The sequence below is a fragment of the Bradyrhizobium sp. genome (assembly GCF_035652035.1).
GTDB lineage: Bacteria > Pseudomonadota > Alphaproteobacteria > Rhizobiales > Xanthobacteraceae > Bradyrhizobium.
Map to the genome: position 1 here is coordinate 131144 of NZ_DASREO010000099.1, position 25336 is coordinate 156479.

The following is a 25336-nucleotide window of genomic DNA, read 5'->3' on the forward strand; positions in this document are numbered from 1 at the left end:
GCGCGAACTCACCCGCGCTTCCTCTGCCGTCCGGCCCAACGGAGTCATGCCGCGCAATTTTGGAAAAGAGCTGGAATGAGCCGAATCTCGGTGCTTATCGCGGATGCTGACGCGTGGACCGCGCTTCCTGTCGCCCACTGTTTGAAAGCATCGGGCAGGGTGACCGTTCATGGATTTTCCGCAACCGCCAATACTCCATCCCGTTACTCCAGCCTTTTCACGACGTATCAGTGCCTTGGAGAGACATTCCACCGCGATCTCTGGCTCGATCAAATCGGCAGGACCATCAAAAAGCACGGCATCGACATCGTGATGCCGACGGCAGATTTCGCCATCCGGACGCTGAGCGAGCAGCGCGAGCGTCTCGGCTGGACCGCCAAGCTTGTACAGTTGCCGGACGTCGGCACTTTCGATACGGCGACAAACAAGGCGTCGCTGGCGGGCTTCCTTGCTTCCAATAGGTTTCCGCAGCCTCCGAGTGCGGTGGTCACGGCAGGCAGGCCTGCGGATAATTCTCTGTCCTCCTTGACATTCCCGGTCCTGGTCAAGCCGCCCCTCTCAAATGATGGAAAGGGCATCAGACGCGCGGAAAACCGCGGGGACTTCGATGCGTTTCTGGCCAGCCGGCCCGACGGAGATCCCTGGGTCGTGCAGACCTTGATCGAAGGACACGATCTCGGGGTGAGTGTGCTGTGTGGGGACGGCGAGGTCATCGCGTCGGCCGAGCAGCATGCACTTGTTCCATCGCGTGAAGCGTTCAAGCCTGCCGTTGGCATTGAGTTCGGCTACGAATCTTCCGCGACCGACCTCGTCAAAAAGTTGATGCGCGAACTCGGATGGTCGGGCGTAGCAAATATCGATCTGCGCATCGCGCGCGACTCCGACATTCCGTTGATCCTTGAAGTCAACGGAAGATACTGGAGTACATTGCTCGGCTCGCTCAAGGCTGGTGTCAATTTCCCGCTATTGGCCTGCGAGACAGCGTTGGGAGAGGTGAGGTCAAATCGGATCGCACGGCGGGCACGCTACTTTGCCGGTGCCCATAGCATTTTGATGAGTGTGTCAGGTGGTGGCGCCGATCGCATCAGACCAGGCGAAACGTCACTTTACCAGCTCTTGCGCGATCCTGTGCCTCCAGCCTCACGGCTCCTGAGCAGGCTTCTCAGCGCCAGTCCACTATCAAGACTGCCAATAACCAAAGTTGGAGTGCCCCCGATCATTCGCTAGGATCTTCGCATCGGGTCAAAGGCATCGGGTCAAGGCATCTCTCAACCTCGCGTGACATCGCATGGCGGCGTTTCACCTCGACCCGCTTGCGGGGAGGTCGGCGTATTCTGATGCGCCCGGTGACGCTGCCGCAGCAGACCGGACGCGGCTTGATCAAATCAGACGTTCGAAGAATCGAACCAGAGCGCGCCACATGCTATTCGTCGGCCGATGGTTCTCGGGAACGGAGAGTGACATGCGGGTTGCGGTGATGGCGGCAGGAGCGCTCGGAGGTTACTTCGGCGCGCGCATGGCCGCGGCAGGGCACGATGTCGCCTTCATCGCGCGCGGCTCCAACCTTGAAGCCATTGCGAAGAACGGTCTCAAGGTCGAGAGCGTGCATGGCGATCTTCATCTGCCCAAACCGAATGTAACGGATGATCCGGGCAAAGTGGGGCCGGTCGATATCGTGCTGTTCGCGGTCAAGCTTTGGGACAGCGAGAAGGCGGCCATGCAGGCTCTTCCCCTGGTCGGATCCGAGACCCGGGTGATCCCGCTGCAAAACGGCGTGGACAGCTCCGAGCGGCTCGTTCCGATCCTGGGGGCCGACAATGTGGTCGCCGGAAGCGCCTATATTGCGACCGTGCTGTCCGCACCCGGCGTCGTCACCCATACCAGCCAGTTCGAACGCATGGTTTGCGGGCGAATCGACGGCAAGCCAGACAGGCACCTCTCGTCTTTTGCAGAAGCCGCCCGGGCGGCCGGCATCGATATCACGGTGTCGGACGCGATCGACCGGGAGCGGTGGCAGAAATTCGTGTTTCTCGTCGGGTTGTCGGGCGCGACCGCCACGACGCGCCAGCCGCTTGGTCCGATCCTCGCTGACCCGGATACGCGCGCATTTTTCTACAACCTGATGTGCGAAGTCGTCGCGGTCGGTCGCGCCAAGGGCGTTCCGGTACCGGCGAACTTTGCCGACGACAGAATGAAGTTCGCACAGGGCTCGCCGCCGACCTTCAAGGCTTCCATGCTGCACGATCTCGAACGCGGCAACCGGCTCGAACTCGATTGGCTCGCGGGGAAGATCGTCGATCTCGGGCGCAGCCTTGGCGTGCCGACGCCGGCTAACGATGCCGTCTACGCCATGCTCAAGTTGCACCGAATGGGCAAGCCAAAGACCGTCAGCTGACCGACCCGAATATCTTCAGTGAAAACTGACGATCCCGACGCAGTTCGCGTCTTTTCCTGCCGGATATGTTCCGATCAGGGTGTCGTAACTGCGAGGAGAGGTGGTTGTACTACTGCGCGGTGCGTCGTTCACCGAACGAAGGTAGCGTAAGCTGAAAGGCCACGCCGCCACCGGTGACGTTGGTAGCCCAAATCTTGCCGCCGAACGCCTCGACGATTCCGCGCGATGTGGACAGACCGAACCCACCGCCTCGCCTGGAGGCGAAGGCATCGAAGATGCCCGCGAGGTCCTGCTCCGGAATTTCTGCTCCGGTGTCCGAAACAGAAAGCCCGGCCTTGGACCGCCCGACCGGTCGGGTCTCCATCATGATCCGGCGTTGGCCTGGCGAATTGCTCGAGGTGGCGTCGAACGCGTTCAATGCCAAATTCAAGACCACCTGCTGCAGCCACGTTGGATCAGCGCGCACCGCCAGCGTGCTTCGCCAGGGGCGCATCTTCATCTCGACGCCTATATCAGCCGCGTGCGGTCTCAAGATTTCATGAACGACGCCTACGACATTGTTCAAATCGATTTCTCGCAGCTCTGGCTCGTCGTTTCGCAACAGCATCTGCATCTGTCGGATGATTTGCGCTGCACGCTGATTATCACGGCGAACATCGAAGAGGATGTCCTTCAGTCCGCCGGGAGCAGGAAGATTTTTGAGGTCCAACTCGGCAGCTTCGACGTTGCTCAAGATCGCTGCCAAGGGCTGGTTCAATTCATGTGCAAACAAGGAGGCGATCGCCGCAGCGTCCACACGCCGCGTCAATCTGGCAATCTCGAGAAGCCGATGACGTAATTCGCTCTGGGTTTCCCTGTGCTCATGGATGTCGGTACAGGAGCCGATGTAGCCGAGAAAGGAGCCGTCCCGGGCAAAGCGCGGGATTCCGGTATCGTCAATCCATCGATACGTGCCGTCATGGCGACGCAACCGATATTCCATCCGGAATTCCTTGCGGGCGTCAAAGTGGCTGACGTAGGTTTCAAGGCAGCGATCGAAATCTTTTGGATGGACGCCTTCGGACCAGCCGTTACCGATTTCCTCTCGCATCTCACGGCCGGTAAAAGCCAGCCATGGCAAGTTGAACCAGACGCATTGCTTGTCGGGTCCAGACACCCAGATCATCACCGGGGCGGCATCCATGACCTCGCAGAATCTCGCATCCAGTCCGCCCGCAGGTTCGATCGGAAGATGGGTCGAGAATGAAGTGCTCGCGAGAACGGCTGATTTCGAACGCTCGTCGATCCGTTGACGGTGTCGGGTGAGGGCCCGCTCGACAGCGGCAAGCAAGGTGGATTTCGAAACCGGCTTCGTCAGGACATCTTCGGCGCCGGCCTTGATCGCCTGAACGCCGGCCTGGGCGCTCGCGTGCCCGGTCAGGAACACGATCGGCAGGCTGGAGCCGATCTCATTCAATCGACCTTGCACGTCGAGCCCGTCAAGCTCCGGCATGCGCATGTCGAGCAATATGCAACTAGCTTCCTCGTCCGGCAGGTCTGCCAGAAGCCGTTCGCAGGATTCATGGACCACTACGCGGTAACCAGCCGCCCGCAGCAACCGAGCCATCGCGACGCGAAAAGATCGATCATCATCGACGATGTGGATGGTTGCCGGCGCGATAGTCATCCTGGTCACGAGATTGGACGGAATACCCTTAGCGTGAGTTATCCAGCGAGGCTACCGGTTCGCAGGCTGCTTTGATCTGCGTCAACAGTGGCGGTCACCGGTTTCGACCGTGGGGACAATCCGGGATGGGGCGAATTGCGACCTGAGCGTGCCGGAGAAGCCCGATCACTCGCCCACGGCGAGATCTTGGGACGAGTCCATCAACCGGACTTGCTCCCGTCTGATTTGCCCGTCTGTCCAGACGATCTCGCGAAAATAAATCGCTTTCGCCGACGGGCAAATCAGTGGTTCCTCTTCGCGCGTCTCGCGCCCGATAAGAGGGGCGTATCGCGATCGTCACGGACGTTGGGCGCGGGATGCGACGGACGCTTGTCATGCAACTGACGAACGCATGAGGTGAGCGGACGGCGAAGCCGTGTGGTCTTGACGTCTCGACGCTGGCGTTAACCCGGTGACGATGCTTTGCATCGCACTGGGGACGGTGACAAAAAGCCCGATCGCCGGAGAGAGCACGGAATAAGTCGTAAACCGTCGCGCAGGGAATGCCGGAGTGATCAGGCGAACCTGTGGTGACTACGCTTGCGTGCTTTTTTCATTTGCACGCGAGGCTGCGGGTGCGTCAGGCACCCGGCATTCCCTGCGCCCTCTTTCATTTGAGGGACAAATAATTTGCAAACTCGGGCGCGCATGGCGTTGCGAGAACGCGGCGCTTTGCGCCGGCGCGATCAAGGCAAGGAAATTATCGTGAAGACGAACGTCAATTTCCTTTCGAGGCACCGAAGGCGCGCAAGATCAACGGTTCGTAGGGGTGCGGCAACTCCAGACAACATCGCATCTTCATCCCTCCCCCGCGAGCGAAGCGAGTGTGGGGAGGGTGGCCGTTGCGAAGCAACGGTCGGGTGGGGGGCTCATTTTGTTGAAAATATCACTTGCATAAGAGTTGTTTTTGAAACCCCCCATCCTGGCCTTCGCTTCGCTTCGGCCTTGCCTCCCCGCAAGGGGGAGGGAGAAGAGAGCTCTCGCAAGCTGCTGCTTCGTGCCCGGTTATACGGCCGGGATATTCCCGGCCGTTCGGCCGATAGAATGCGTGGGCTGCAATTTGCAAATTCGTTCCTATCTTGATCGATAGGAGAAACTCATGTCCTTCTCACCGGACGCACTCATTCAATTATCCGACGCCATCTCTGCACGCGTAGAAGCAGCCAGGGATGCCGTCGTCGCCGTTCGCCTCAGCGACGACAGGCACCTCACCGGAACGATTTGGCAATCGGGCGTCGTCGTCGTTTCCGAACAGGCTTTGCCGCGCAAGGATGAATTCGAACTGGTCGTGCCGGGCGGCGTAACTCTGGCCGCCACGCTTGCCGGACGCGATGCCTCTACCAACATCGCCATCCTGAAGACGGCCGGTCCGCTTGCCGCGCCGGCCTTTGCGGCGGCTGACGCGCGCATCGGCGCGCTTGCGCTTGCCATTGGCGCCGACGGCGCGGGCGGCGCCAGCGCTCGATTGGGCCTCGTCAATCTCGCCGGCAGCGAATGGCATTCCCGCCGCGGCGGTCTGATCGATCGGCGTATCGTGCTGGATATCGAGCTTGCTTCCCGGGAAGAGGGGGGACCCGTCTTCGACGCCGCCGGCTTGTGTCTTGGCATGTCGACCTTCGGGCCGCGCGGCAAGGTCATTGTCATTCCGCACGCGACGCTTGCGCGCGTGGTGCCGCAGTTGATCAAGGAAGGGCATGTCGCGCGCGGCTGGCTCGGTGTTGCGCTGCATGCCGTCGCGGTCCCGGATGCCTTGCGCGAAAGCGCCGATCAGAACGGCGGGATGATGGTGATGTCGGTCGTCGATAACGGTCCGGCCGCACAGGCGGGGATCGTCGCTGGCGACATCATCCTGAGCGTCGACGGCATATCTGCGTATCGCTTCAGAAAGCTCGCCCGATATTTCGGCAGCGACAGCATCGGACGCAAGGCGGATGTCCGCCTGATCCGCGGCGGCGCCGTGATCACCGTCCAGACCACCATTGCAGAACGGCAGGCCGCGTGAACGAAGTGGCGAACGATATCGTATTTGCGGAGCGATTGCGGGTCGCTGTTCACGCGGATGACCCGCATCGCCGCAACCTCCTTTGCAAGGCCGTCACTGAAGCAGGCCACATGATTGTCGACGCGCACGATGCGGCGGATATCGTGCTCGCCGACGGCGGCCGGCCGCCGGAAGATGCGCGCAACGTCATCGGGCTTGGTATCCAAGGGCTTGGTATCGCCGACGACCGCTTGCGCGGCGCGTTGCCGCGCGAGGCCGACGCGCGGCAGATCGACGCGGCGATCCGCGCGGTCGCCGCCGGCCTCATCGTGCGCGCGCCTGTCGCACGCGATGGTTTTGCCGCGATGGGCGAGAGCGAGGGTCACCCTTTGCTGACGCCGCGCGAACTCGAAGTGCTCGCCGCCCTTGCCGAAGGCATGACCAACAAGGGGATTGCGCGGCGGCTCGATATTTCGCTGCACACGGTCAAGTTTCATGTCGAGTCACTGTTTCGTAAACTCGGCGCGCGCACCAGGACTGAAGCGGTGGCGAAAGCCGCCGAACGCCGCCGCAGCGAGATCATCATGTTGTGAGATAAGCGCATCCCGGCCTTTGTTGGCGGTATTTGTCAACCAGCCGCGCCCTTAAGCAAAACCCAACAGGAATAAAGTCGGACCCGCTCCGGTCTTTTCCGCATCGAATGGATGCAGGCGAAGAATCGGAGCAGATCGACATGACAAAAGATTTAGAATCCGCGAAAGCATCCGCCGCCGCGACTCACGTAGATGATCGGTTCGATGGAACCAGCATCATGCTGCATTGGCTGACAGTCGTTCTGATCGTGGTTCAGTTTACCAGTGTCTGGGCGATTAAAGTCGTCGGCGACGAGGGCCCTCTCGAGACGATGCTGCTATCGATTCATTTGACCTGCGGCATGTTGACCTGGATCGTCGTGGTGGCGCGCCTCGTCCGGCGTCGTTATTTTGCCTATCTGCCGCCGTTCCCGCCGAGCATGCCGAAAATTCAGCAAACCATCGCAAAAGCCAATGAATACGGCCTCTACTTTTTTCTGCTGATGCAGCCGGTTACGGGGCTGGCCCGGGTGCTGCTGCGCGGACACCCCGTTGAATTGTTCTTCTGGCGCGTGCCGGCGTTGATGGAGCCGGATCCTGCGATGCGCAGCCTGTTTGTCGAGGCTCACGAAATCGGCGCGAAGGCGCTAATGGTCCTCATCGGTCTTCACGTCGGCGCTGCGCTATTCCATCACCTGATTTTGCGCGACAGCGTGTTGCTGCGCATGCTGCCGCGGATTTCGGCTCGGGCGAAACTGGCGCCGGTCTTCGCGAAGAAGGATGCGGAATAGATCCGGGATGTGGAAACCGAAGGCGCTAGGCGATGATCCTTTCAAGCTGATCGCGCAACAGGCCCCTGAGCAGGTCGAGCTTGTAGCCAGTCATTGCGAGCGGCTTGGCGCCGACGGTGGATTGTGCAACCGCATTCCCGATCGCTGTCGCATTCACGGCAGCGCCATGCAAAAGCGACTCGGATGCGGTCAGTCGAAGCGGCACCGGCGCAATACCGCCCGCCACAATCCGGGCAAGCTTGAAAGTGCCGTCCGCAATCACCGCGCGGACGACCACTTCCACCAGGGGCCATTCAGCATAGCTGCGGCTGATTGCGCGCCGATAGAGCGCGCGTTCGCCGGCGACGGGGACGCCGAGATCGATACTCTCAACGATCTCGCCCGGCGCGAGAAGGTTATCGGCGCGGCCATTCGAGCCATCGCCCAGCAACGCCGCGATCCCGAGACCCTGCCGCCGGTTCGTCGTGACGGTCGCGTCATAGGCCATGAGCGCTGCCGCCATCGTCGACGGATGCGGCGCGACGCAAGGACCGAGATCGAAGACGACGCCGTAGAGATGATTGCCATCGCGCGCGGGGCAGCTGTCGCCACCCTTCTTGAGACAGGGAATGTGCGGATCGCGGAAATACCAGCAGCGCGAGCGCTGGGCGAGATTGCCGCCAAGCGTCGCCACATGCCGGATCTGCGGCGTGGCAAGCCCGCCCGCCGCCGCGTTCACGCCGGGATAGGCGGATGCGAGCCTTGCATCGGCAGCCAGCGTTGCAATCGTCGCGAAGGCGTTGATCCGCGCTGCGCCATTTTCGTCCCACGTGATGTCTTGCGCGCCGGCCGGTCGGACCAGATCGGTCAGCGGCCCGCGCGAGACGCCGCTGCGCCGGCGCTCGGAAAGATCGGTTCCTGCTGCGCGAAATTCCGCTAACGGCGCTGAGGCCGAGGCTGTGCCGTTGCTCATGCCACGCTCCTCTGGTTCAGGAGAGCCACCAGCCGGTCGGGCCGGACCGGCAGCGAATTGGCCCGCACGCCGATCGCGTTGCGGATGGCGTTCGCAATCGCCGGCGATGTCGGCACCGTTGCGACCTCGCCAATTCCGACACTGCCGCCGAGCACGTGATCGAAACCGGCTTCGTCGAAATGAATATCGATGTTGGGCGTGTCGGCGATACCGGGGATGCGGTAATCCTCGAGGCCCGCGGTGAGAATATGTCCGCGGAGCGGATCGACCTCGCGTCCTTCGTAAAGCGCGTATCCGATGCCCTGGATCACCGATCCCGCCGCCTGGCTGCGCGCCAGCGCCGGCGCGGCGAGCTTGCCGACAGCGATTCCGGTATGAACGTTGAGCACGCGCACGTGGCCGAGCCAGGTATCGACCTCGACCTCAACCACCTGCACCGAACTCGGCACGCCGGCGCCGATGGCAAGATTCGAGAACCGACGCATCATCCAGCCGAAGATCGCGCCCATGAAGCCCGCTTCCTTCAGCGGCGAACGTACGCCAGGCGCCAGATGCCGGCTGTCTTCGGGCCGCGTCGCCGACACGCTGACGTCGGCGGACGCCGCGATCAACTCGCGCCATGGCGCATTGGAGCCGGGCGCGGGCTTTTGTCTTGCGTTGTTCTCGATGACGGTCTTGAGCTTCTGAATCGCGAGCAGCATCGGCGGCACGACCGAGGCGGTGGTTCGGCTGCCGCCCGAGCCCGGCCCTTCCGGCAAAATCGAATCCCCGATGCGAACGTCGATCTCATGCGGATCGAGTCCGAATTCGCGCGCGACCGTGTTGGCCATCACGGTCCGGCTGCCGGTGCCTATGTCCTGGATCGAGCTGCTTGCAATCAGCCGCCCGCCCTTGATCGCGAGTTCAACCTTCGACCCCGGCTGCCATAAATACAGCCAGTAACCGCTCGCAACGCCGACGCCGCGACGATAGCGACCGTTCTTGGACGAGGCCGGCTTCGCATTGCGCCAGACCTCAAGTCCCGCGGCCCATTCATACAGCCGCTGACGATTGGGGTCGGTGTCCCAGCGCTGGCGAAGTCTGATCGGGTCTATTTGCATGCGAAGCGCGGCTTCGTCGACGGCCTGTTCCAGCGCAAACGCCATCGGCGGCCCGCCCGGCCCTCGAAACGGCGCGCCCGGCGGCAAGTTGCTGATGACGTCGAAGTCGACCAGCGCCTTGGCTTCCGCGGGATAGATCAGGCGCGCGAGCGCCGCGATGGTGGAATTGACGCCGGCGCCGTTGTCGGACCAGGCCGTCAACGACAACGCCTTCAGCCGGCCGTCCTGCGACGGCAACAAGGCGATGTCGACTTCAGTGCCGGGACGATGTCCGGTGACGGACAGTTCATCGTGGCGATCGAGCGCGACGCGAACCGGCGCCTTGGCTTCGCGCGCGAGCTCGATCGCGGCGATGGTGTCGATGCCGACGCTTCCCTTTGAGCCGAATCCGCCGCCGACGTGATCCGCAATCACGCGCACCTTGTCGTGATTCAGTTTGTAGCGCTTGGCGATCAGCTCCATCACGTGAAAGACGGCCTGCGTCGAGACGTGCAGCGTCAGCCGATCGCCGTCGAAGCGCGCGACGGTGGCGTGCGGTTCGAGACAGCTGTGCGACTGGCCCGCGGTGCGAAAAATATCCTTGATCAGCAGTGGATCATTCGCCTCCGTCGCGTTCGCGACTTCGCTGCGCACCGTCCTCGTCCGATGCGAGAAGGCGGCGGAAGGACCACGGACATTTTGCTTCCACGACGCCGGCGCCGGCGATCCTTCCGAGACGTTGGCCGCCTTCTTGCGGCTCGATTTTTCGAACACGACGGGCGCGTCCACCTTGCGCGCGGCGTCCAGTCCCACGACCGATGGCAGTTGCTCGTAAGTGATGCCGATGGCGGCAGCAGCTTCTCGTGCAGTCGCATGATCCCGCGCGGCGACCGCCGCGATCGGCTCGCCGACATAGCGCACGATCTTGTCGTCGCCGAGCAGCGAGACCACAGCCCCGACGCCGGGCAGCGCCCGCGCTGGCGCAAAATCGAGCGCGGTGATTTTGCCGTGGGCGACGGTCGAACGAACGATCAGGCCTTCGAGTTGCCCTTCGTGGCGGATGTCGACGGTATATTTTGCATTGCCCGTCACCTTGTCGCGGGCCTCAATGCGAGGCGCGACGCTTGTATCGGCATCGAAGCGGCCGCTGCAGGCTTCCGCGACCGCGCGCAGAATATTGTCGTAGGCGCCGCATCGACACAGATGTCCGGAGAGCGCGGCGCCGATCTCCTCGCGCGACGGAGACGCGGTGCCATGCGCTTTGCGCCAGTTGTCGTGAAAAGCGGTTGCTTCGACGATGAAGCCGGGCGTGCAGAAGCCGCACTGCAAGGCGTCGAGCGCCATGAATGCGCGCTGGATCGGGTGCAGTGTCGCGGCCGCAATTCCTTCGACCGTGGTGATCGTTCGGCCTGCGGCGGCCTTCGCCGGCATCAGGCAGCTCACCACGGGGACGCCGTCGAGCAGCACGGTGCAGGCGCCGCAGACGCCTGCGCCGCAGACGAGTTTGGTCCCGGTCAGACCCAATCCGTCGCGCAGGACATCGACGAGAAGAGCATCCGGATTCCCCGGCAAGGTTTCGATACGGCCATTGATCGCCACGGTGCTCATTTCGATCTCCTTTTGGCGCGGAATTGGGATGCAGCAGGCGCAATCGCGCCCGCCACGAGAAGGCGGACCATCCGGTCGAGTTCACGCAGCAGCTCAGTATCCAGGCGAAGATTGTTGAAACCGCGGACGGCGGTCTGGATGCAGTGAGCGAGATCGCGCGACGTCATGCCATCCTGCAAGGCGAGGCCTTGCCTGGCGCAGACGCGGTCGATGGTCTCGGCGCGCAAATCGGCGTTGTGCTCGACAAAGCTCTGATAGAGATCGCGGGTCTGCAGCTGATGTTCGGACATCAGCTCGTCGGCTTGCGGCGAGTCCTCGACGCATTCGATCAGGTAGCGAAAGCGCGCGCCGATCTGCGCGGCCAGAATATCGGCCAATCCGCCGCCAGCCTGCTCCTGTTCGAGACCCGCTGCAGCCTCTGCCTCAAAGGCGTATTCGTGCATCTGTTCGACGACGGCCCGAAACAGCGCTTCCTTGCTTTCATAGTGATGATAGAGCGCCTGCCGGGTCAGGCCGGCTTCCTCCGCGATCTGGCTCATCGACGCGCGCCGGAAGCCGAACCTTGCAAAGACGTTTTCTGCCGCCGATAAAATTCGATCGGAAGAGCCCATTCGACAATTTTGACAAATGGCGTCAGTTTGTCAAATAGTGGCTTATGCCGACCGGTGAATTTCAGCTCAAGGATCGACCGGATTGATCGATCGGGAGAGGCCATATAAGGAGGAACCATAGCCGCGCGGCCGCTTCGCTGCGCCAAGACCGCGAGACAAGAAACTTTCAAAAATCCAGGGAGCGGCGAGGGCATGGTATCCCCCAAAATCGCAATCATTGGCGCCGGCATGGGCGGCATGGCGGCCGCCGGGACACTGCGGCAGGCAGGCCTCGATGTCGAGGTCTTTGAACAGGCGCATCAGTTCGGCCGCATCGGCGCCGGGATCCAGATGCTGCCGAACTCGATGAAGGTGCTGCGCGGCATCGGCGTCGAGGACATGCTGCGCCAGCGCGCCTTCGCCCCGTACTCTCATCTCAACCGCGTTGGCGACACCGGCGAACTCAAGCGCGAATTGCCGATGCCGGAAGATCTTTACGGCGCGCCGTTCCTCTGCATGCACCGCGCCGACCTGCATGAAGCGCTGACCTCGGTCGTCCCGCGTGACATCATTCATCTGAACAAGAAGCTGGTTCGGCTGGAGCAAAATGGCGGCCCGGTGACGCTGTTCTTTGCCGACGGCACGACGGCTAAAGCCGATGCCGTGATCGGCGCCGACGGCGTCCACTCGGTCGTGCGTGACATTATTATTGGCCCCGACAAGCCGATCCATCGCGGGCGCATCGCCTACCGCGCGGTGTTCGATTCAAGCCGGTTGCCGCAGGATATCTCGCGCTCGCGCGTCAAGTGGTGGGGCGAGGATCGCCATATTGTGATCTATTATACCACCAGGGACCGCAGCCAGCTTTACTTCGTCACCAGCGTGCCGGAGCCTGCCGACTGGATGACGAAGGAATCCTGGTCGGCGAAAGGCGACGTGCATGAGCTGCGCAAGGCCTACGCGGGTTTCCATGCCGAGGTGCGGATGGTGCTCGATGCCTGTCCGGATTGCCACAAATGGGCGATCCTCGAACGTGATCCGCTGCCGACCTGGAGCGAGGGCAGGGTGGTGCTGATCGGCGACGCCTGCCATCCAATGACACCTTACATGGCGCAAGGCGCGGCAACCTCGATCGAGGATGCTGCGGTCCTCGCACGTTGTCTCAGGGGTGTCGAGGTCGATGGCATCGAAGGAGCGTTCAAACGCTTCGAGGCCCATCGCAAGCCGCGCACCTCCAAGATCCAGGAGATCTCGAGCGCCAACACCTGGATGAGCGGCGGCAACGACGATCCGGGCTGGCTGTATGGCTACGACGCCTGGAACGTATCGCTCGATGCGCCGGCGCCGGCGCCGGGTTCTTCGCCAAAATCGGCGGCGGCATGAGTGTTGCCGTGGTATCGTCATCGGGGAACGCGATCGCGGCCGACGGCGCGTCGATCGCCTACACGCTGCACGCGGTCGAAGGATCAATTGAGCGCCCGCGCATTGCGCTGATCCATTCGCTGGCGCTCGATCGGACTTTTTGGGATGGCGTAGTGCCTCTGCTCACGCCGCATGCCGATGTTCTGGCCTATGATTGCCGCGGTCACGGACAGTCAGCCAGGGTCAGGATGACCTACACGCCCGAACTCTTCGCTGGTGATCTCGCGAACCTCCTCGACCACGTAGGTTGGCGCCGCGCGATTATTGCAGGCTGTTCGATGGGTGGATGCGTTGCGCAAGCCTTTGCCGGGGCTTATCCCGAACGCGCACAGGCCCTTGCCGTCATGGACAGCACCGCATGGTATGGTCCGACCGCACCGAAAGACTGGCGTGAGCGCGCAGCCACTGCTGCGACCAAGGGACTATCGGCGCTGATCGGCTTTCAGGCGACGCGATGGGTGAGCGATGCGTTTCGCGAACAGCATCCAGACGTGATGCAGAAACATATCGACGTGTTCCTCGCCAACGACGTCGAGTGCTATCGCGCGACCTGCCAGATGCTGGGCGACGCTGATCTGCGGCACTATCAAGCTGCGATGAGGTTGCCGGTCAGTGTCATCGTTGGCGAGGAGGATTACGCCACGCCGGTTGCGATGTCGGAGCAGCTTCACGAGGCGCTACGAAACGCCACGCTTTCGGTTCTGCCGAACGTGCGCCATCTGACGCCGATCGAGTGCCCCGAGTTGATCGCGGAAAAGATATTGACGCTGGCGAGGCAGGTTTAGCGGGAGAGACACGTGTCACTTGCAGATGCAACGCCACGCTCCCAGGCTTCGGCCGGCTTGTCGTCTCAGCCTGCCTTCGACGCCGAGGGTGCGGCCACACACTTGCTCGCGCGGCTGGAGCGGGTGCCGGCGTCACGCTGGTTCGTCATTGCCCGGGTCGTGATGGGCAGTGCGACCTTCTTCGATGCCTTCAATGCGCTGTCGATTGCGTTCGTTCTGCCGATCCTGGTGCCGCTGTGGCACATCACGCCGCCTGAAATCGGCATTCTGATCGGCGCAAGCTATGTCGGGCAGATCATCGGCGCGTTCGCTTTCAGTTGGGGCGCCGAACGCTATGGCCGCATTCCCTGCGCGGCGGCAGCGACCGCCATTTACGCGGTATTGAGTCTGGCCTGTGCCGCGGCCTGGAGTTTCAATGTTCTCCTCGTGCTTCGTTTCGTTCAAGGCATCGGGGTCGGCGGCGAGATGCCGGTGGCCGCCACCTATATCAGCGAGCTTTCCAAAGCCCGCGGCCGCGGCCGTTTCTTCCTGCTCTATGAAATGATTTTTCCGATCGGGTTGATGGCGACCGGCCAGGTCGGCGCCTGGCTTGTACCGCTGATGGGCTGGCAGATCATGTTCCTGATCGGCGGCATCCCCGGCCTGGTCATCGCGCTGATGTTGCTGCGGCTGCCGGAATCTCCGCGCTGGCTGATCGGCAAGGGCCGGCTTGCCTCGGCTGAGGCCGTCATCGGCCGCCTGGAGGCGGCGTCGGACAAATCGAGCGAAGCGGCTCATGCCGCATCCGCCGTCACACTTCCGGCACAGGTCGAGGTGCCCGCTCGCTCCCGCGGCAAATGGGGCGAGTTGCTATCACCCGCCTATCGCGGGCGCACGCTGATTGCCTGGGTGTTATGGGCGTCGGCGTTTCTCGTGGCCAATGGCCTCAACAACTGGATGCCGACGCTTTACACCACCGTCTATCACCTCGCGCTTCCCGAGGCGCTTCGCGCGGCTTCGCTGACCAACGTCGCGCAAGTGTGTCTGGTGCTGATCTGCGCGCTGGTGATCGACCGTACGGGCCGCAAATACTGGATGATAGGCGCCTTCGGTCTTGGCGCGGTGACGCTCGGCATCCTGGGGTTCGGAGGCACGCAGGAGGTGTCGTGGTTCATCGTCCTCTCCACGCTCAGCTACGGGCTGATCGGATCGATTGCGGCCGTGGTCTATCTCTACACGCCGGAAATCTATCCCACGCGGATGCGCGCGGTCGGAACCGGCGTTGCGACGTCCTGGCTGCGGATCGCGTCTGCGATCGGGCCGACGATAATCGGCTTCATGCTGGGCAAGGGCGGTGGCGTCGATGCGGTATTTCTGATGTTCGCCGCCGTGGCGATCATTGGATTGATCGCCGCAACCCGCATGATCGAGACGCGGAACCTGCAGCTCGAAGAGATTTCGCGCTGATGTCAGGCTGTTCAACTGATCGTCACTCGACCTGCGGACTCTTATAAATATTCTGTGCTTGCAAGGTTGATGTGTGCGGCATTGTTTCGCTGTGCGCCTCTCAAAAGCTGATATAATGCGCGAAGCAACGACAGGCGATTCAATATGAATACTCCGGAACGGAACTCACCGATTGATCCCGTAAAACTCGACCGGCTGGCGGAGGTCGCCATCAAGGTGGGCCTAAGGCTCGAGCGTGGACAGAATCTTCTGGTGACGGCGCCGACGGTCGCATTGCCGTTGGTCCGCAAGGTGGCCGAATATGCCTACAAGGCCGGTGCCGGTCTGGTGACCCCGATCCTGTCGGACGAAGCGATCACGCTGTTGCGCTACCGGTACGGGCCGGACGAGGGTTTCGACCGCGCGGCCAACTGGCTTTACGAGGGCATGTCGAAGGCATTTGCCGCCAACACGGCACGGCTTGCCATCGTTGCCGACAATCCGATGCTGCTGTCGGGCGAGGATCCGGCGAAAGTGGCGCGGGCCAACAAGGCCAACTCCATTGCCTACAAGCCGGCGCTCGAACGCATCGTCAATTTTGACATCAACTGGAACATCATCGCCTATCCGTCGCCGTCCTGGGCCAAGCTCGTGTTTCCACAAGATGAAGAAGACGTCGCGATAGGAAAGCTTGCCGACGCCATCTTCTCCTCGTCGCGCGTCGACAGGGATGACGCCGTCGCGGCCTGGCAGGCGCACAATGAAATACTGCGTAGCCGTCGCGAGTGGCTGAACGGACAACGGTTCGGTGCCCTGCATTTCTCCGGCCCCGGCACCGACCTCACGGTCGGGCTCGCCGACGGACACGAATGGCAGGGCGGCGGTTCCACCGCGAAAAACGGTATCACCTGCAACGCTAATATTCCGACCGAGGAAGTCTTCACCACGCCGCACGCAAGGCGGGTCGACGGACACGTCGTCAGTACCAAGCCGCTGTCATATCAGGGCTCGCTGATCGAGAACATCGCTGTGCGCTTCGAGGAAGGGCGCATTGTCGAAGCAAAGGCATCGCGTGGCGAACAAGTGCTCAACAAGGTGCTCGATACCGACGAAGGCGCGCGCCGTCTCGGTGAAGTGGCGCTGGTGCCGCACTCTTCGCCGATTTCGAAGAGCGGGCTACTGTTCTTCAATACCCTGTTCGACGAGAACGCCGCCTGCCACATTGCCCTCGGTCAGTGCTATTCGAAGTGTTTCGTCGACGGGACGAAACTGACGCCGGAGCAGATCGCGGCGCAGGGCGGCAATACCAGCCTGATCCACATCGACTGGATGATCGGCTCCGGTGAGATCGATATCGACGGCCTGTACGCAGACGGCCGCCGTGTGCCGGTGTTCCGGAAGGGCGAGTGGGCCTGAACGGTTCCGCGACCGGGTGACCCGGCCGCACCCGTTGATTGCGACAGAAGCCGCTAAGGAAAGCTTAAAAGATTGTTATTAGCTTCGCGCCCGATGTCGCCGGGCCGAAGCCCGGTGCATTTTGATCGGCATTTTTCGGGTATTTGAGGGGCATAGATGGCATTGATTGAAACCAGCAACATCGTCGTCAACCTGACGTCGAGGCCGATCGAGCCGTCGTGGATCATCGAGGGTAATCCCGTCGCGCAATCCTGCGTGCTGTCGAAGAGCGCCGATGGTTTGGCCACCACCATCGTCTGGGAGTGCAGCGAAGGCAAATTCAACTGGTACTACGATTTCGACGAGACCATCCTGATCCTGGAAGGCTCAATCGTGCTCGAAAGCGACGCGATGGGCGGCCCGACCCGTTACGGTCCCGGCGACGTGATCTTCTTCCGCGACGGCGCGCATGCCCGGTGGCACGTCGAGGGTCGCGTTCGCAAGCTCGCCTTCTGCCGGACCACTCAGCCGTTCTTGCTCGGCTTTGCCGCGCGGGTCTTCAACAAGATCAAGCGCGTCGTGTTTCTGTCCGAGAAGCGGGTCGCGCCGGGTCTGGCGACCTGAGTTACGCCTGCGCCTGATACAGGCGCGCGATCGCAGTGATGTTGAGCGCTCCAAGTCCCTCAGCCTTGGCTCTTCCGAAACATTGCAGGGCGGCTTTGGTCATCGGAAGCGCCGCCTTCGTCTGAGCCAGCGCATACGCAAGATCCTTTTCGACGAGATCGATCGGAAACAGCGGCGCATCCGATTTGGCCTGGATCAACGCAAGCGCGCCTTTGGCGGCTGGACTCGTGACCGGAAGAGAGGCGAGTGCCTCCATCATGGCAGCTTGATTGCCATCGATGCCCCGCAGCAGCGCCAACAACTCGGCGACAGCGGCGACCTGGATTGCGAATAGCGCATTGACCGCGAGCTTCAACGCCGCGCCGGCCCCGACGGGCCCGACATGATGGCTCGCGCCGCCGATCGCCGAGAGTACGCTTTTCGCCCGATCGAGATCGCCGGCGTCCCCGCCGACGAGATGGATCAGCTGGCCAGCATCCGCTTGCGGACGCGAGCCGACCACGGGAGCATCGAGGAAAGCGGCTCCGGTCTTCTGGACCTGTTCGGCGAGCTCTCTCACCCAGCCGGGCGTCAGCGTACTGCATTCGATCGCAATCGCACCCGCGCCGAGCCCTCTCAAAGCGCCATGCTGTTCGTTGCACCAGATCGTGCGCGAGGCTTCGTCGTCGCGCACCATCGCGATGACGACCCCGGCGCTCTCGGCAGCTTCGCGACACCGCACCGGCAGCCGCCAGATCATGTAGCGGCCCTGCCGACCTGTTGTAAACGCGCACCTCGTGGCCCGCGCGTAGCAGGCGCAGGGCCATTCGGCTGCCCATCGCGCCCAGTCCGAGTACCGCGATGCGCATGCTCACGCTGCCTCTACGAGCTTGACGATGCTGGCCTTGGCTTGATCGAGATTCGCCGCAACCGTCGCGGCGTCCGCGGTGGTCGCCTCCGTCGGGATCACCGTGACGTCGGCAACGCCGAGGAAGCCAAACAGGAACTTCAGATAGGGCGTGACAAAATCCGCGCTCGCCAGGGCGCCGCCATAGCCGCCGGCGCCGAAGGCAGCGACAACGACCACTCGTTTCGCCTTCACCAATCCCGTGAAATTCGTCCCGTCATAGGAGAAGGTTCGATTAATCCGGACAATCTGGTCGATCCACGATTTCAGCGCCGACGGCACGGCGAAATTGTACATCGGCGTCGCGATCAGGATGGTGTCGGCGGAATTGACCTCGTCGATCAGCTCGTCCGACAGCGCGACCGCGTCTTTCAGGCTGGTGTCGAGTTTTTCGACCGGCGTGTAGAAGCCGGCAATGGTGGTCTCGTGAATATGGGCGATCGGGTCGGCCGCCAGATCACGCCGCGTGATGCGGGCGCCGGGAAAGCGGCTGGACCACGCGGCCACGAACGCGTCGGCGAGCGCCCGCGAATGCGATCCATCGCGTCTTGAGCTTGAATCGATACGAAGAAGCGTCGGCATGATGATCTCCGGGAAGGTTGCGGCTATTAGGTAGCCCCACGCCCGGCCGCCGCCAGCCGATGATCCCTCACGACGCCGATGCGAATCTTGCACGAATGCGAACGAGCGGGTCGGACAGCGAAACTTGCATTTCAGGCCGTTGATGCGCATCTGATGGCGGGATGGATATCGAGACCCTGCGAATCTTCGTGCGCGTTGCGCAGCGTGGCAGTTTTGCCGTCGTGGCGAGAGACTGTGGCACCGATCCGTCGTCGATTTCGAGAACCATTGCCGGACTTGAAGACGAGCTCCAGGTGCGGCTGCTGCAACGCTCGACGCGGCGGATGACGCTGACGGAAGCGGGCGCGAAATATCTCGCGCGTGTTGAGCCATTGCTCGATGAGCTCGACCGGGCGAAGGACGACGCGCTAACAACGAGCGCCGAGCCGATCGGCATCATCCGGCTCACAGCCTCGGTCGCATTCGGACAAAAGTGCATTGCGCCGCTGTTGCCTGAACTGCGCGAGGCCTTTCCCGATCTCGGCATCGACCTCGTGTTGACGGACGTCAACCTCGATCTGGTTTCGGAAGGCGTCGATCTCGCGGTGCGCCTCGGCCCAAGCCGCGATTCCGCGTTGATCGGCGTCAAGCTGGCCGACACCAGGTATCGTGTCTGTGCAAGCCCGGCCTACGTCGCGGGTTCGCGTGAAAGGGAGCTGCCGCTGGCGGCGCCGGCGGACCTCGCCGCGCATCGCTGCTTGCTGTTGAATCTGCCGGATTACCGATCGCGATGGCTGTTTCGCGATTCCGGCGGGGCGACCTCCGAGATCGCGGTCGATGGCGACGTCCTGATCTCAAACCCGCTCGTGCTTCTCACCTGCGCGGTTAACGGCATGGGACCGGCACTGTTTGCAGACTGGATGGTCAGGGATGAACTTGCGAGCGGCGCGCTCGTCGAGCTTTTTCCAGAGTATGCCGTTACGGCAACCGACTTCGAGACCGCGGCCTGGCTGCTTTACCCGAGTCGGACGTATCTCCCGCGCAAGGTACGGGTCGTGATCGACTTCCTGCGCCGGGAATTCGGCCACAGTGCGCCATAGCAATCAGTCGAGCTTGAGCCCGTAGGCTCTCGTCGCCGTCCCTGAGAACAGCGCATTCTTCTCGGCCTCGCTCAAGGACGCGGCGATGCGTTTGAAAGCGTTGAAGATCACCTGGTAGCTGCATTGGCCTTTGTCGGGCGGAAAGTTGCTCTCGAACATCGCGCGTTCGACGCCGAAGGCTTCGATGCACGTCTCGATATAAGGCCGCCACGCCGCGGCCAACTGCTCCGATGAGGGCGGCATCGCCCGCTCGTGAAAGTCATAACCGAGCAGGCACATCGCGAGGCCGCCGAGCTTCACCACGACGTTCGGGCATTCTGCGATCTCGCGGATCGACGCCTTCCAGGTCGCGAAAATCTCCTCGCGGCGATTGGCATATTGACCGGTGCCGGCGGGCCCGCCGCAGTGATCGAGCACGAGGCGTGTTTCCGGAAAGGCGCGGGCAAGATCGGTGAGCTCGCCAATCTGTGGATGGAACAGCCATGCGTCATAGCTCAAGCCGAGTGGAGCGAGATGCGCAAAGCCATTGCGGAACGTGGAATCGAGCAACAGGCCTTTGGGCCGCGTCGCATACATGTGCGCCACATTGGGATCGGCATCCCAGGCGGATGAATGCCGGATGCCGCGGAAGCGGCCCTGGCCGGCTGAGATCTCGGCCTCCAGCACCGGACGCACCTCGTCGCCCAACAAGAGATTGGCGTGGCCGACAATTCCGGCGCAGACGGCGGCGGGACCGTAGCCGCCGCTCGCGCTCATGGCCGCGGCGCCATTGGCAAACTCAACCTCGCCGACCGGACGAAACGCTTCCGGCCCCTTGGCGCGATACATCGAACGCGCCTCGACATAAACGGTGGCGATGACATTGTGGCCGGAGGCGAGATCGGAGGTGATGTCCTCGATGAGATAGCGCTGGCCGCCGCGATCCCACAGATGATGGTGGGGGTCGACAATCCGGCGGGCTGGATCGAGCACGTCCTCTTCGCGCAAGGCAAGCCAGTCGGGGCGCGGATCGGCATAAAGGCCGCTTTTGGTGGATGGTAAGGTACTTGCGGCCACGAACGCTCTCCCCTGCGCTATTCAAGTCAGACGCCGCGAAGAATGATGACGGTCGGCGCCTGAGGCAAGGTCTCTTTCGAAATCGTCAGGCTGCGCTCGGCTCGCTCCTCGATCTCGAATTGCTGTCCGATCCTGCTCATGAACTCGTCGAGCGGCGTGGCGAAGCGATGCATCGGCAGCACCACCGACGCGCGCAGCCGCCGCGTTATCTCGGAGACGCCGTCGAGCGACATCGTATACGTTCCGTCGATCGGCACCATCACGATATCGAGGCGGCCGATGGCGGCGAAATGGCTGTCGTCGAGCTTGTGGTGCAAATGGCCGAGATGGCCGATGCAGAGGCCCGCGACCTCGAAGACGAAGATGGAATTTCCGTCCTTGATCATCTCGCCCGAGGAATCGTCCATGAAATAGCGCCGGATATCCGTGGTGACGTTACGGATGAGCACGTCGCCGATGCGCTCAAAGATCCGGGCCGGACTGCCGTCGTCATTCCAGCCGTGAAAGACGTGCGGAATGCGCGCATCGGGGAATAGCGAGTAATGCGTCGAGTGCGCGCGGTTCATGGTGACGACGTCGGGCAGACGGCCGGTCGTGTACGCGCCGCTGAAGTCGGTCGCGATCCGCACCCCGCCCGGAGTATCGATGTAGTAGGTCGAATGGCCGGCATAGGTGATGGTGACGTTGTCATCCTTTGCCGCGGCAGCACGTAGCGACACTGGCGTCACGCGAGGCGGCTGTTGCGCCATGGCGAGGCATTCGCTGCCGCGCGGCGCGTCCTGCGCGGCAGCCAGTGAGATCGGACAGCCCAAAAGGCCGAGGACGACGGGAGCTATCCGCAGCATGGCGCTCACACCCGGAACAATTACAGACATCGGAGTGTAGCGTCGAATTGCCGGGCCGTCATGGCGGCGATCGCGCATGTCTGGGCTGATACGGCAATTTGAATGATGGCTCATTGCACTTTCTTGTTAGACTTCATGCGGGCGCAGAGTTAAGCGCCGATCCCGGAGCACGAGTGCGAGAACCGATCGACCGCCGTCGTCTCTTGATGTTTGCGGCCGCCGTTACCGGAGGTTTTGCGATGGAGTTTTCAAAAGCGCGCGCGGCCGCCTCACGCCGCTTGGAGCCGCTGCGCTCGATCGACGCGGGCGTGCTCAATATTTCCTATCACGAGGACGGGCCTTCGGACGGTCCGGTCGCGGTGCTGCTGCACGGCTTCCCTTACGACATTCACTCCTATGTCGACGTGGCGCCAATGCTCGCCGCCAAAGGCTGTCGCGTGATCGTGCCCTACGTGCGCGGCTACGGGGCGACCCGCTTTCTGGATTCCAAAACGCCGCGCTCGGGCGAGCAGGCCGCAGTCGGCGCCGACCTGCTCGCGCTGATCGACGCGCTTGGCATCAAGCGCGCGGTTTTTGCCGGCTATGATTGGGGCGGCCGAGCGGCCTGCGTTGGCGCGGCGCTATGGCCCGATCGCTGCGCGGGTCTCGTGAGCGTGAACGGCTATCTGATCCAGGATATCGCGCACGCCATGGCCCCAGCGAAGCCTCCGCGCGAGCTCGCTTACTGGTATCAGTATTATTTCCAGATCGAGCGCGGCCGCGCCGGTCTTGCCGCCAACCGGCGCGAGATCGCCAGGATCTTGTGGCAACAGTGGTCGCCGAACTGGCATTTCGACGATGCGACCTTCGATCGGACCGCCATGGCGTTCGACAATCCTGATTATGTCGATGTCGTGATCCACAGCTATCGCCACCGCTATGGCCTCGCTGACGGCGATCCGCGCTATGCCGATCTGGAGCGCAGGCTGGCGGCGCAGCCTGTCATCACGGTACCCACGATCACGCTCGACGGCGAGGCAGACGGCGTCAATCCCGCTATCGACGGCACGGCGCATGCGGCGAAGTTCAGCCGCCGTCTCGACCATCGCATCATCCCGCATGCCGGACACAATCTTCCGCAGGAAGAGCCGGAAGCGTTTGCGGCAGCGGTGATGGATGTGATCAAGGCGTAAGCAACGCGCTTTTTCTATTGACGCGTTTTCTTCACGCGAACCGGTGCCCACTTCGCTCGAAAACGCTATCTAATCTCGCTGCGGGCTAAGCTTCCAGGTTGCGGCCAGAATGGCTGCCGTCATTAGTCCCGAGACCAGCGCGGCGTGCGGAATTGACAGCGCCAGCGCCGACGTCGCGGCCCATCCGATCGACGAAAAAGCCTCGGCGAACGTTGCGAGCCGCGACGATGTCTGGCGGCGGCGGAATTGGCTGCGGCGGGCCTGCACACGGAACCAGAGCTGGATCGCGGTCGCGGAAGCCGCCGCGACGGCGACGCCCGCCGCCGTGACGGCCGCTTGTTCAGGTGAAGCAAACATCAACGCAAGGACGAGCGGCGCGAACAGCGCTCCGATCACAAGCAGCACCACCTCGATCTTGGCACGGATCAGGCTTGAGGGCGGCAGTGGCGACGTCCTGACGAGGTCGGGCGCGTCTTCGCCGGAAATGGTCAGCCATCCAAGGCCGCCGGCGAGTTGTCCCGCCGCCATCACGATGACAGGCGTGATCAGCACGATGCCGATCGACGAGTCGCTGAAGCTCCGCCACAGCAACACAGCAGGCGGCACGAGGTAGAGCAGCTGCATCAGGCTTTGCGACAGCAGCCACGGGTCGCGGCCGAGCAGAACCAGTTCCTTCCGCCGTAACGCCTGCTGCCGCGATCCGGTCCGGAACGAACGGGCGCGAGAGGCGCGGCGGGCAGATGCGGTCCCGGCCGAGGCGCGCGCGGCGGTGTCGGCAAATCCCGCCGAGAGGCTCGCCATGACGACCCCGAGCAACAGAAGTCCGGTGGCGAGCAGGAGCGAAAGCGCTTCGCCATCGCCGAACGCCGCGCGCGCAGGCCACCACAGCATGCTGTCGGGTCCCGGCGCAAACGCCGCGGTCGCGTCCGACGTCAGAACCGCAAAGCGGGACAGCGTGCCGTAGGACAGGATCGCAGCAATCTGCAGCGCGATGACAAAGCCGGCGCCGATCACAGCAGCAACAATCTGGGCGACCAGCCGCGTGCGTTGCGGGCCGATCGTCCGGAACAGGAGAATGGTCACGGCGATTGCAATCGCCGCGGCAGAAAGCCCGATCGCGATGACCACGCCATAGACGGCGAGCCAGCGGAGACCGCCGCCGAACATTAGAACATCGACGAACGGCGTTGCGAGCAGCATCGCCATGGCGGTGACCGACAGCGCAATCGAGGCAAGCCGGATCGAAAAAACACGCGTGAGGGCGACCGGCGACGACATGATGAGGTCGAGATCGGCGCGCGCATAAAATACCCGCGTCACCGATTCGATCGCCTGCGACAGCATCAACGCCCAGGCCAAAAGGATGGTCGCCGTGACGACGATCAGCGTCTGCTTGTCGAGCGGGGCATGGAGCGTGGCATAGCGTCCGATCACGGCGTAGGCCGGTATGTGCAGCAAGACTCCGAAGACCAGAAGACCGACGATCATGGCGCGGCGACGCCCGCGGCGTCCGCCCGTCATCATCGCGAGCCATTCGCGCCAGGCGAGACGGATTTCGTGGCGCGCGAACCAGCTTAATGCGGCCGTGGTCATGCCGCTGCCGCCTCGTGGTCGACCAGCGCGATGAACATGTCTTCGAGGCTGGTATCGCCTCGACCATTCTGTTGCCGCAGTTCAGCGAGCGTGCCCTCGGCGACAAGTTTCCCCGAAGAGATCACGCCGATGCGGTCGGCCATGCGCTCAGCCACTTCCAGAATATGCGTCGTCATGATGACGGTGCACCCGCCGCGCACGCGCTCGCCGAGCAGGCCCTTGACGTGGCGGGCGGAGACGGCGTCGAGACCGGTCAGCGGCTCGTCGAGAATGATGAGGCGCGGATCGTGCACCAGCGCGCCGGCCAGCGCGACCTTCTGGCGCATGCCCTTGGAAAATCCCTCACAGCGTTCGTGCATGTTCGCTTCAAGCCCGAGCGAGACCAGCAGCTCGCGGGCGGAGGCTTCCGCGAAGGAGGGCTCGATCGCCCAGAGGCCCGCGACGAATTCGAGATATTCCAGCGGCGTCAGCTTGTCGTAGATCATCGGCTCGTCCGACACCCAGGCCGTCACCTGCTTGGCCGCGACCGGATCGCTCAGCGCGTCGATGCCCGTGACCGAGACGGACCCGGCATCGGGCCGCAACAGGCCAGCCACCATGCGCAATGTCGTGGTCTTGCCGGCACCGTTCGGGCCGAGCAAAGCGTAGAACTCGCCGGTTCGAACGGTGAGATCCAGGCGATCCACGGCCGGGCGGTCAAAACGCTTTGTTAACCCTCGCAGCTCGAGGGCCGATTGAGTGGGGGCCATGACGCCGGATGATCCTGGTTACAACTACTAACGACCATGGACCAAAAACC

At 62.7% G+C, this 25336-nt stretch carries 22 protein-coding genes and 1 pseudogene; 12 read left to right on the forward strand and 11 right to left on the reverse strand.

All coding sequences use genetic code 11. The features are described from left to right. The first annotated feature begins 75 nt into the window (after nt 1–75). Nucleotides 76–1227 (forward strand): ATP-grasp domain-containing protein, encoded by a 1152-nt coding sequence (locus VFB05_RS28165; protein WP_325018627.1) that lies wholly within the window; start codon nt 76–78, stop codon nt 1225–1227. Between the two features lie 235 nt (nt 1228–1462). Beyond that, the gene (locus tag VFB05_RS28170) at nt 1463–2395 is read left to right on the forward strand and encodes a 2-dehydropantoate 2-reductase (RefSeq protein ID WP_325018629.1); all 933 of its coding nucleotides are present in this window, start codon (nt 1463–1465) and stop codon (nt 2393–2395) included. 109 nt (nt 2396–2504) lie between these two features. Here the strand turns inward: VFB05_RS28170 and VFB05_RS28175 are convergent, their stop codons facing one another. Further along, nucleotides 2505–4061 carry a response regulator gene (locus VFB05_RS28175; RefSeq protein ID WP_325018631.1) on the reverse strand — a complete coding sequence of 519 codons (1557 nt, stop codon included), beginning with the start codon at nt 4059–4061 and terminating at the stop codon, nt 2505–2507. A 1138-nt stretch (nt 4062–5199) separates the two neighbouring features. On the opposite strand from VFB05_RS28175, the gene VFB05_RS28180 reads away from it, so the two are divergent. The 3 genes from VFB05_RS28180 to VFB05_RS28190 all read left to right on the forward strand — a co-directional run bounded on the left by VFB05_RS28180 (nt 5200) and on the right by VFB05_RS28190 (nt 7444). Beyond that, entirely contained in the window at nt 5200–6102 is a 903-nt protein-coding gene (locus tag VFB05_RS28180) for a S1C family serine protease (RefSeq protein ID WP_325018633.1), read from the forward strand. Next, complete coding sequence (locus tag VFB05_RS28185) at nt 6099–6674, forward strand: response regulator transcription factor (protein ID WP_325018635.1); 576 nt, start codon at nt 6099–6101, stop codon at nt 6672–6674. Before VFB05_RS28180 ends, VFB05_RS28185 begins: the two co-directional genes overlap by 4 nt. A 107-nt stretch (nt 6675–6781) precedes the next feature. Next, entirely contained in the window at nt 6782–7444 is a 663-nt protein-coding gene (locus VFB05_RS28190) for a cytochrome b (protein ID WP_325018637.1), read from the forward strand. A gap of 25 nt (nt 7445–7469) precedes the next feature. Here VFB05_RS28190 and VFB05_RS28195 read toward each other — a convergent pair whose 3' ends face one another. From VFB05_RS28195 to VFB05_RS28205, 3 genes are read right to left on the reverse strand one after another with little or no spacing between them, the layout of a single operon-like run. Then, nucleotides 7470–8396 carry an FAD binding domain-containing protein gene (locus tag VFB05_RS28195; RefSeq protein ID WP_325018640.1) on the reverse strand — a complete coding sequence of 309 codons (927 nt, stop codon included), beginning with the start codon at nt 8394–8396 and terminating at the stop codon, nt 7470–7472. Beyond that, nucleotides 8393–11083 (reverse strand): molybdopterin-dependent oxidoreductase, encoded by a 2691-nt coding sequence (locus VFB05_RS28200; protein ID WP_325018642.1) that lies wholly within the window; start codon nt 11081–11083, stop codon nt 8393–8395. Before VFB05_RS28200 ends, VFB05_RS28195 begins: the two co-directional genes overlap by 4 nt. Then, a complete protein-coding gene (locus VFB05_RS28205) occupies nt 11080–11694 on the reverse strand; it encodes a helix-turn-helix domain-containing protein (RefSeq protein ID WP_325018644.1) in 615 nt (204 codons plus the stop codon). Before VFB05_RS28205 ends, VFB05_RS28200 begins: the two co-directional genes overlap by 4 nt. A gap of 192 nt (nt 11695–11886) precedes the next feature. On the opposite strand from VFB05_RS28205, the gene VFB05_RS28210 reads away from it, so the two are divergent. The 5 genes from VFB05_RS28210 to VFB05_RS28230 all read left to right on the forward strand — a co-directional run bounded on the left by VFB05_RS28210 (nt 11887) and on the right by VFB05_RS28230 (nt 17324). Continuing rightward, nucleotides 11887–13056 carry an FAD-dependent monooxygenase gene (locus VFB05_RS28210; RefSeq protein WP_325018647.1) on the forward strand — a complete coding sequence of 390 codons (1170 nt, stop codon included), beginning with the start codon at nt 11887–11889 and terminating at the stop codon, nt 13054–13056. After that, a complete protein-coding gene (locus VFB05_RS28215; protein ID WP_325018649.1) occupies nt 13053–13880 on the forward strand; it encodes an alpha/beta hydrolase in 828 nt (275 codons plus the stop codon). Before VFB05_RS28210 ends, VFB05_RS28215 begins: the two co-directional genes overlap by 4 nt. 12 nt (nt 13881–13892) lie before the next feature. Further along, nucleotides 13893–15326, forward strand: coding sequence for an MFS transporter (locus tag VFB05_RS28220; RefSeq protein WP_325018651.1), 1434 nt, complete (start codon nt 13893–13895; stop codon nt 15324–15326). A 144-nt stretch (nt 15327–15470) separates the two neighbouring features. Beyond that, complete coding sequence (locus VFB05_RS28225; protein ID WP_325018653.1) at nt 15471–16721, forward strand: aminopeptidase; 1251 nt, start codon at nt 15471–15473, stop codon at nt 16719–16721. Between the two features lie 156 nt (nt 16722–16877). Further along, nucleotides 16878–17324, forward strand: a complete 447-nt coding sequence (locus tag VFB05_RS28230; RefSeq protein ID WP_325018655.1) for a cupin domain-containing protein — start codon at nt 16878–16880, stop codon at nt 17322–17324. A gap of 1 nt (nt 17325) precedes the next feature. Here VFB05_RS28230 and VFB05_RS28235 read toward each other — a convergent pair whose 3' ends face one another. The 3 genes and pseudogenes from VFB05_RS28235 to VFB05_RS28240 form a co-directional block, all read right to left on the reverse strand. Then, the gene (locus VFB05_RS28235) at nt 17326–18063 is read right to left on the reverse strand and encodes an NAD(P)-dependent oxidoreductase (RefSeq protein WP_325018657.1); all 738 of its coding nucleotides are present in this window, start codon (nt 18061–18063) and stop codon (nt 17326–17328) included. 19 nt (nt 18064–18082) lie between these two features. Beyond that, nucleotides 18083–18172: pseudogene (locus VFB05_RS32275) on the reverse strand (NAD(P)-binding domain-containing protein); the annotation flags it as partial. Nucleotides 18173–18174: 2 nt separating this feature from the next. Then, a complete protein-coding gene (locus tag VFB05_RS28240; RefSeq protein ID WP_325018660.1) occupies nt 18175–18792 on the reverse strand; it encodes an FMN-dependent NADH-azoreductase in 618 nt (205 codons plus the stop codon). 161 nt (nt 18793–18953) lie between these two features. Between VFB05_RS28240 and VFB05_RS28245 the strand changes: the two genes are divergently transcribed. Continuing rightward, complete coding sequence (locus VFB05_RS28245) at nt 18954–19871, forward strand: LysR family transcriptional regulator (protein WP_325018662.1); 918 nt, start codon at nt 18954–18956, stop codon at nt 19869–19871. 3 nt (nt 19872–19874) lie between these two features. On the opposite strand, the gene VFB05_RS28250 is transcribed toward VFB05_RS28245, so the two are convergent. Then, complete coding sequence (locus tag VFB05_RS28250) at nt 19875–20927, reverse strand: amidohydrolase family protein (RefSeq protein ID WP_325018664.1); 1053 nt, start codon at nt 20925–20927, stop codon at nt 19875–19877. Nucleotides 20928–20953: 26 nt separating this feature from the next. Beyond that, nucleotides 20954–21772 carry an MBL fold metallo-hydrolase gene (locus VFB05_RS28255; protein WP_325018666.1) on the reverse strand — a complete coding sequence of 273 codons (819 nt, stop codon included), beginning with the start codon at nt 21770–21772 and terminating at the stop codon, nt 20954–20956. A gap of 173 nt (nt 21773–21945) precedes the next feature. On the opposite strand from VFB05_RS28255, the gene VFB05_RS28260 reads away from it, so the two are divergent. Further along, the gene (locus VFB05_RS28260) at nt 21946–22944 is read left to right on the forward strand and encodes an alpha/beta fold hydrolase (RefSeq protein WP_414643331.1); all 999 of its coding nucleotides are present in this window, start codon (nt 21946–21948) and stop codon (nt 22942–22944) included. 69 nt (nt 22945–23013) lie between these two features. Here VFB05_RS28260 and VFB05_RS28265 read toward each other — a convergent pair whose 3' ends face one another. Together VFB05_RS28265 and VFB05_RS28270 are read right to left on the reverse strand one after the other, a co-directional pair. Further along, nucleotides 23014–24537 carry a permease gene (locus tag VFB05_RS28265; RefSeq protein ID WP_325018668.1) on the reverse strand — a complete coding sequence of 508 codons (1524 nt, stop codon included), beginning with the start codon at nt 24535–24537 and terminating at the stop codon, nt 23014–23016. Continuing rightward, a complete protein-coding gene (locus VFB05_RS28270; protein WP_325018670.1) occupies nt 24534–25286 on the reverse strand; it encodes an ABC transporter ATP-binding protein in 753 nt (250 codons plus the stop codon). Before VFB05_RS28270 ends, VFB05_RS28265 begins: the two co-directional genes overlap by 4 nt. Nucleotides 25287–25336: the final 50 nt, after the last annotated feature.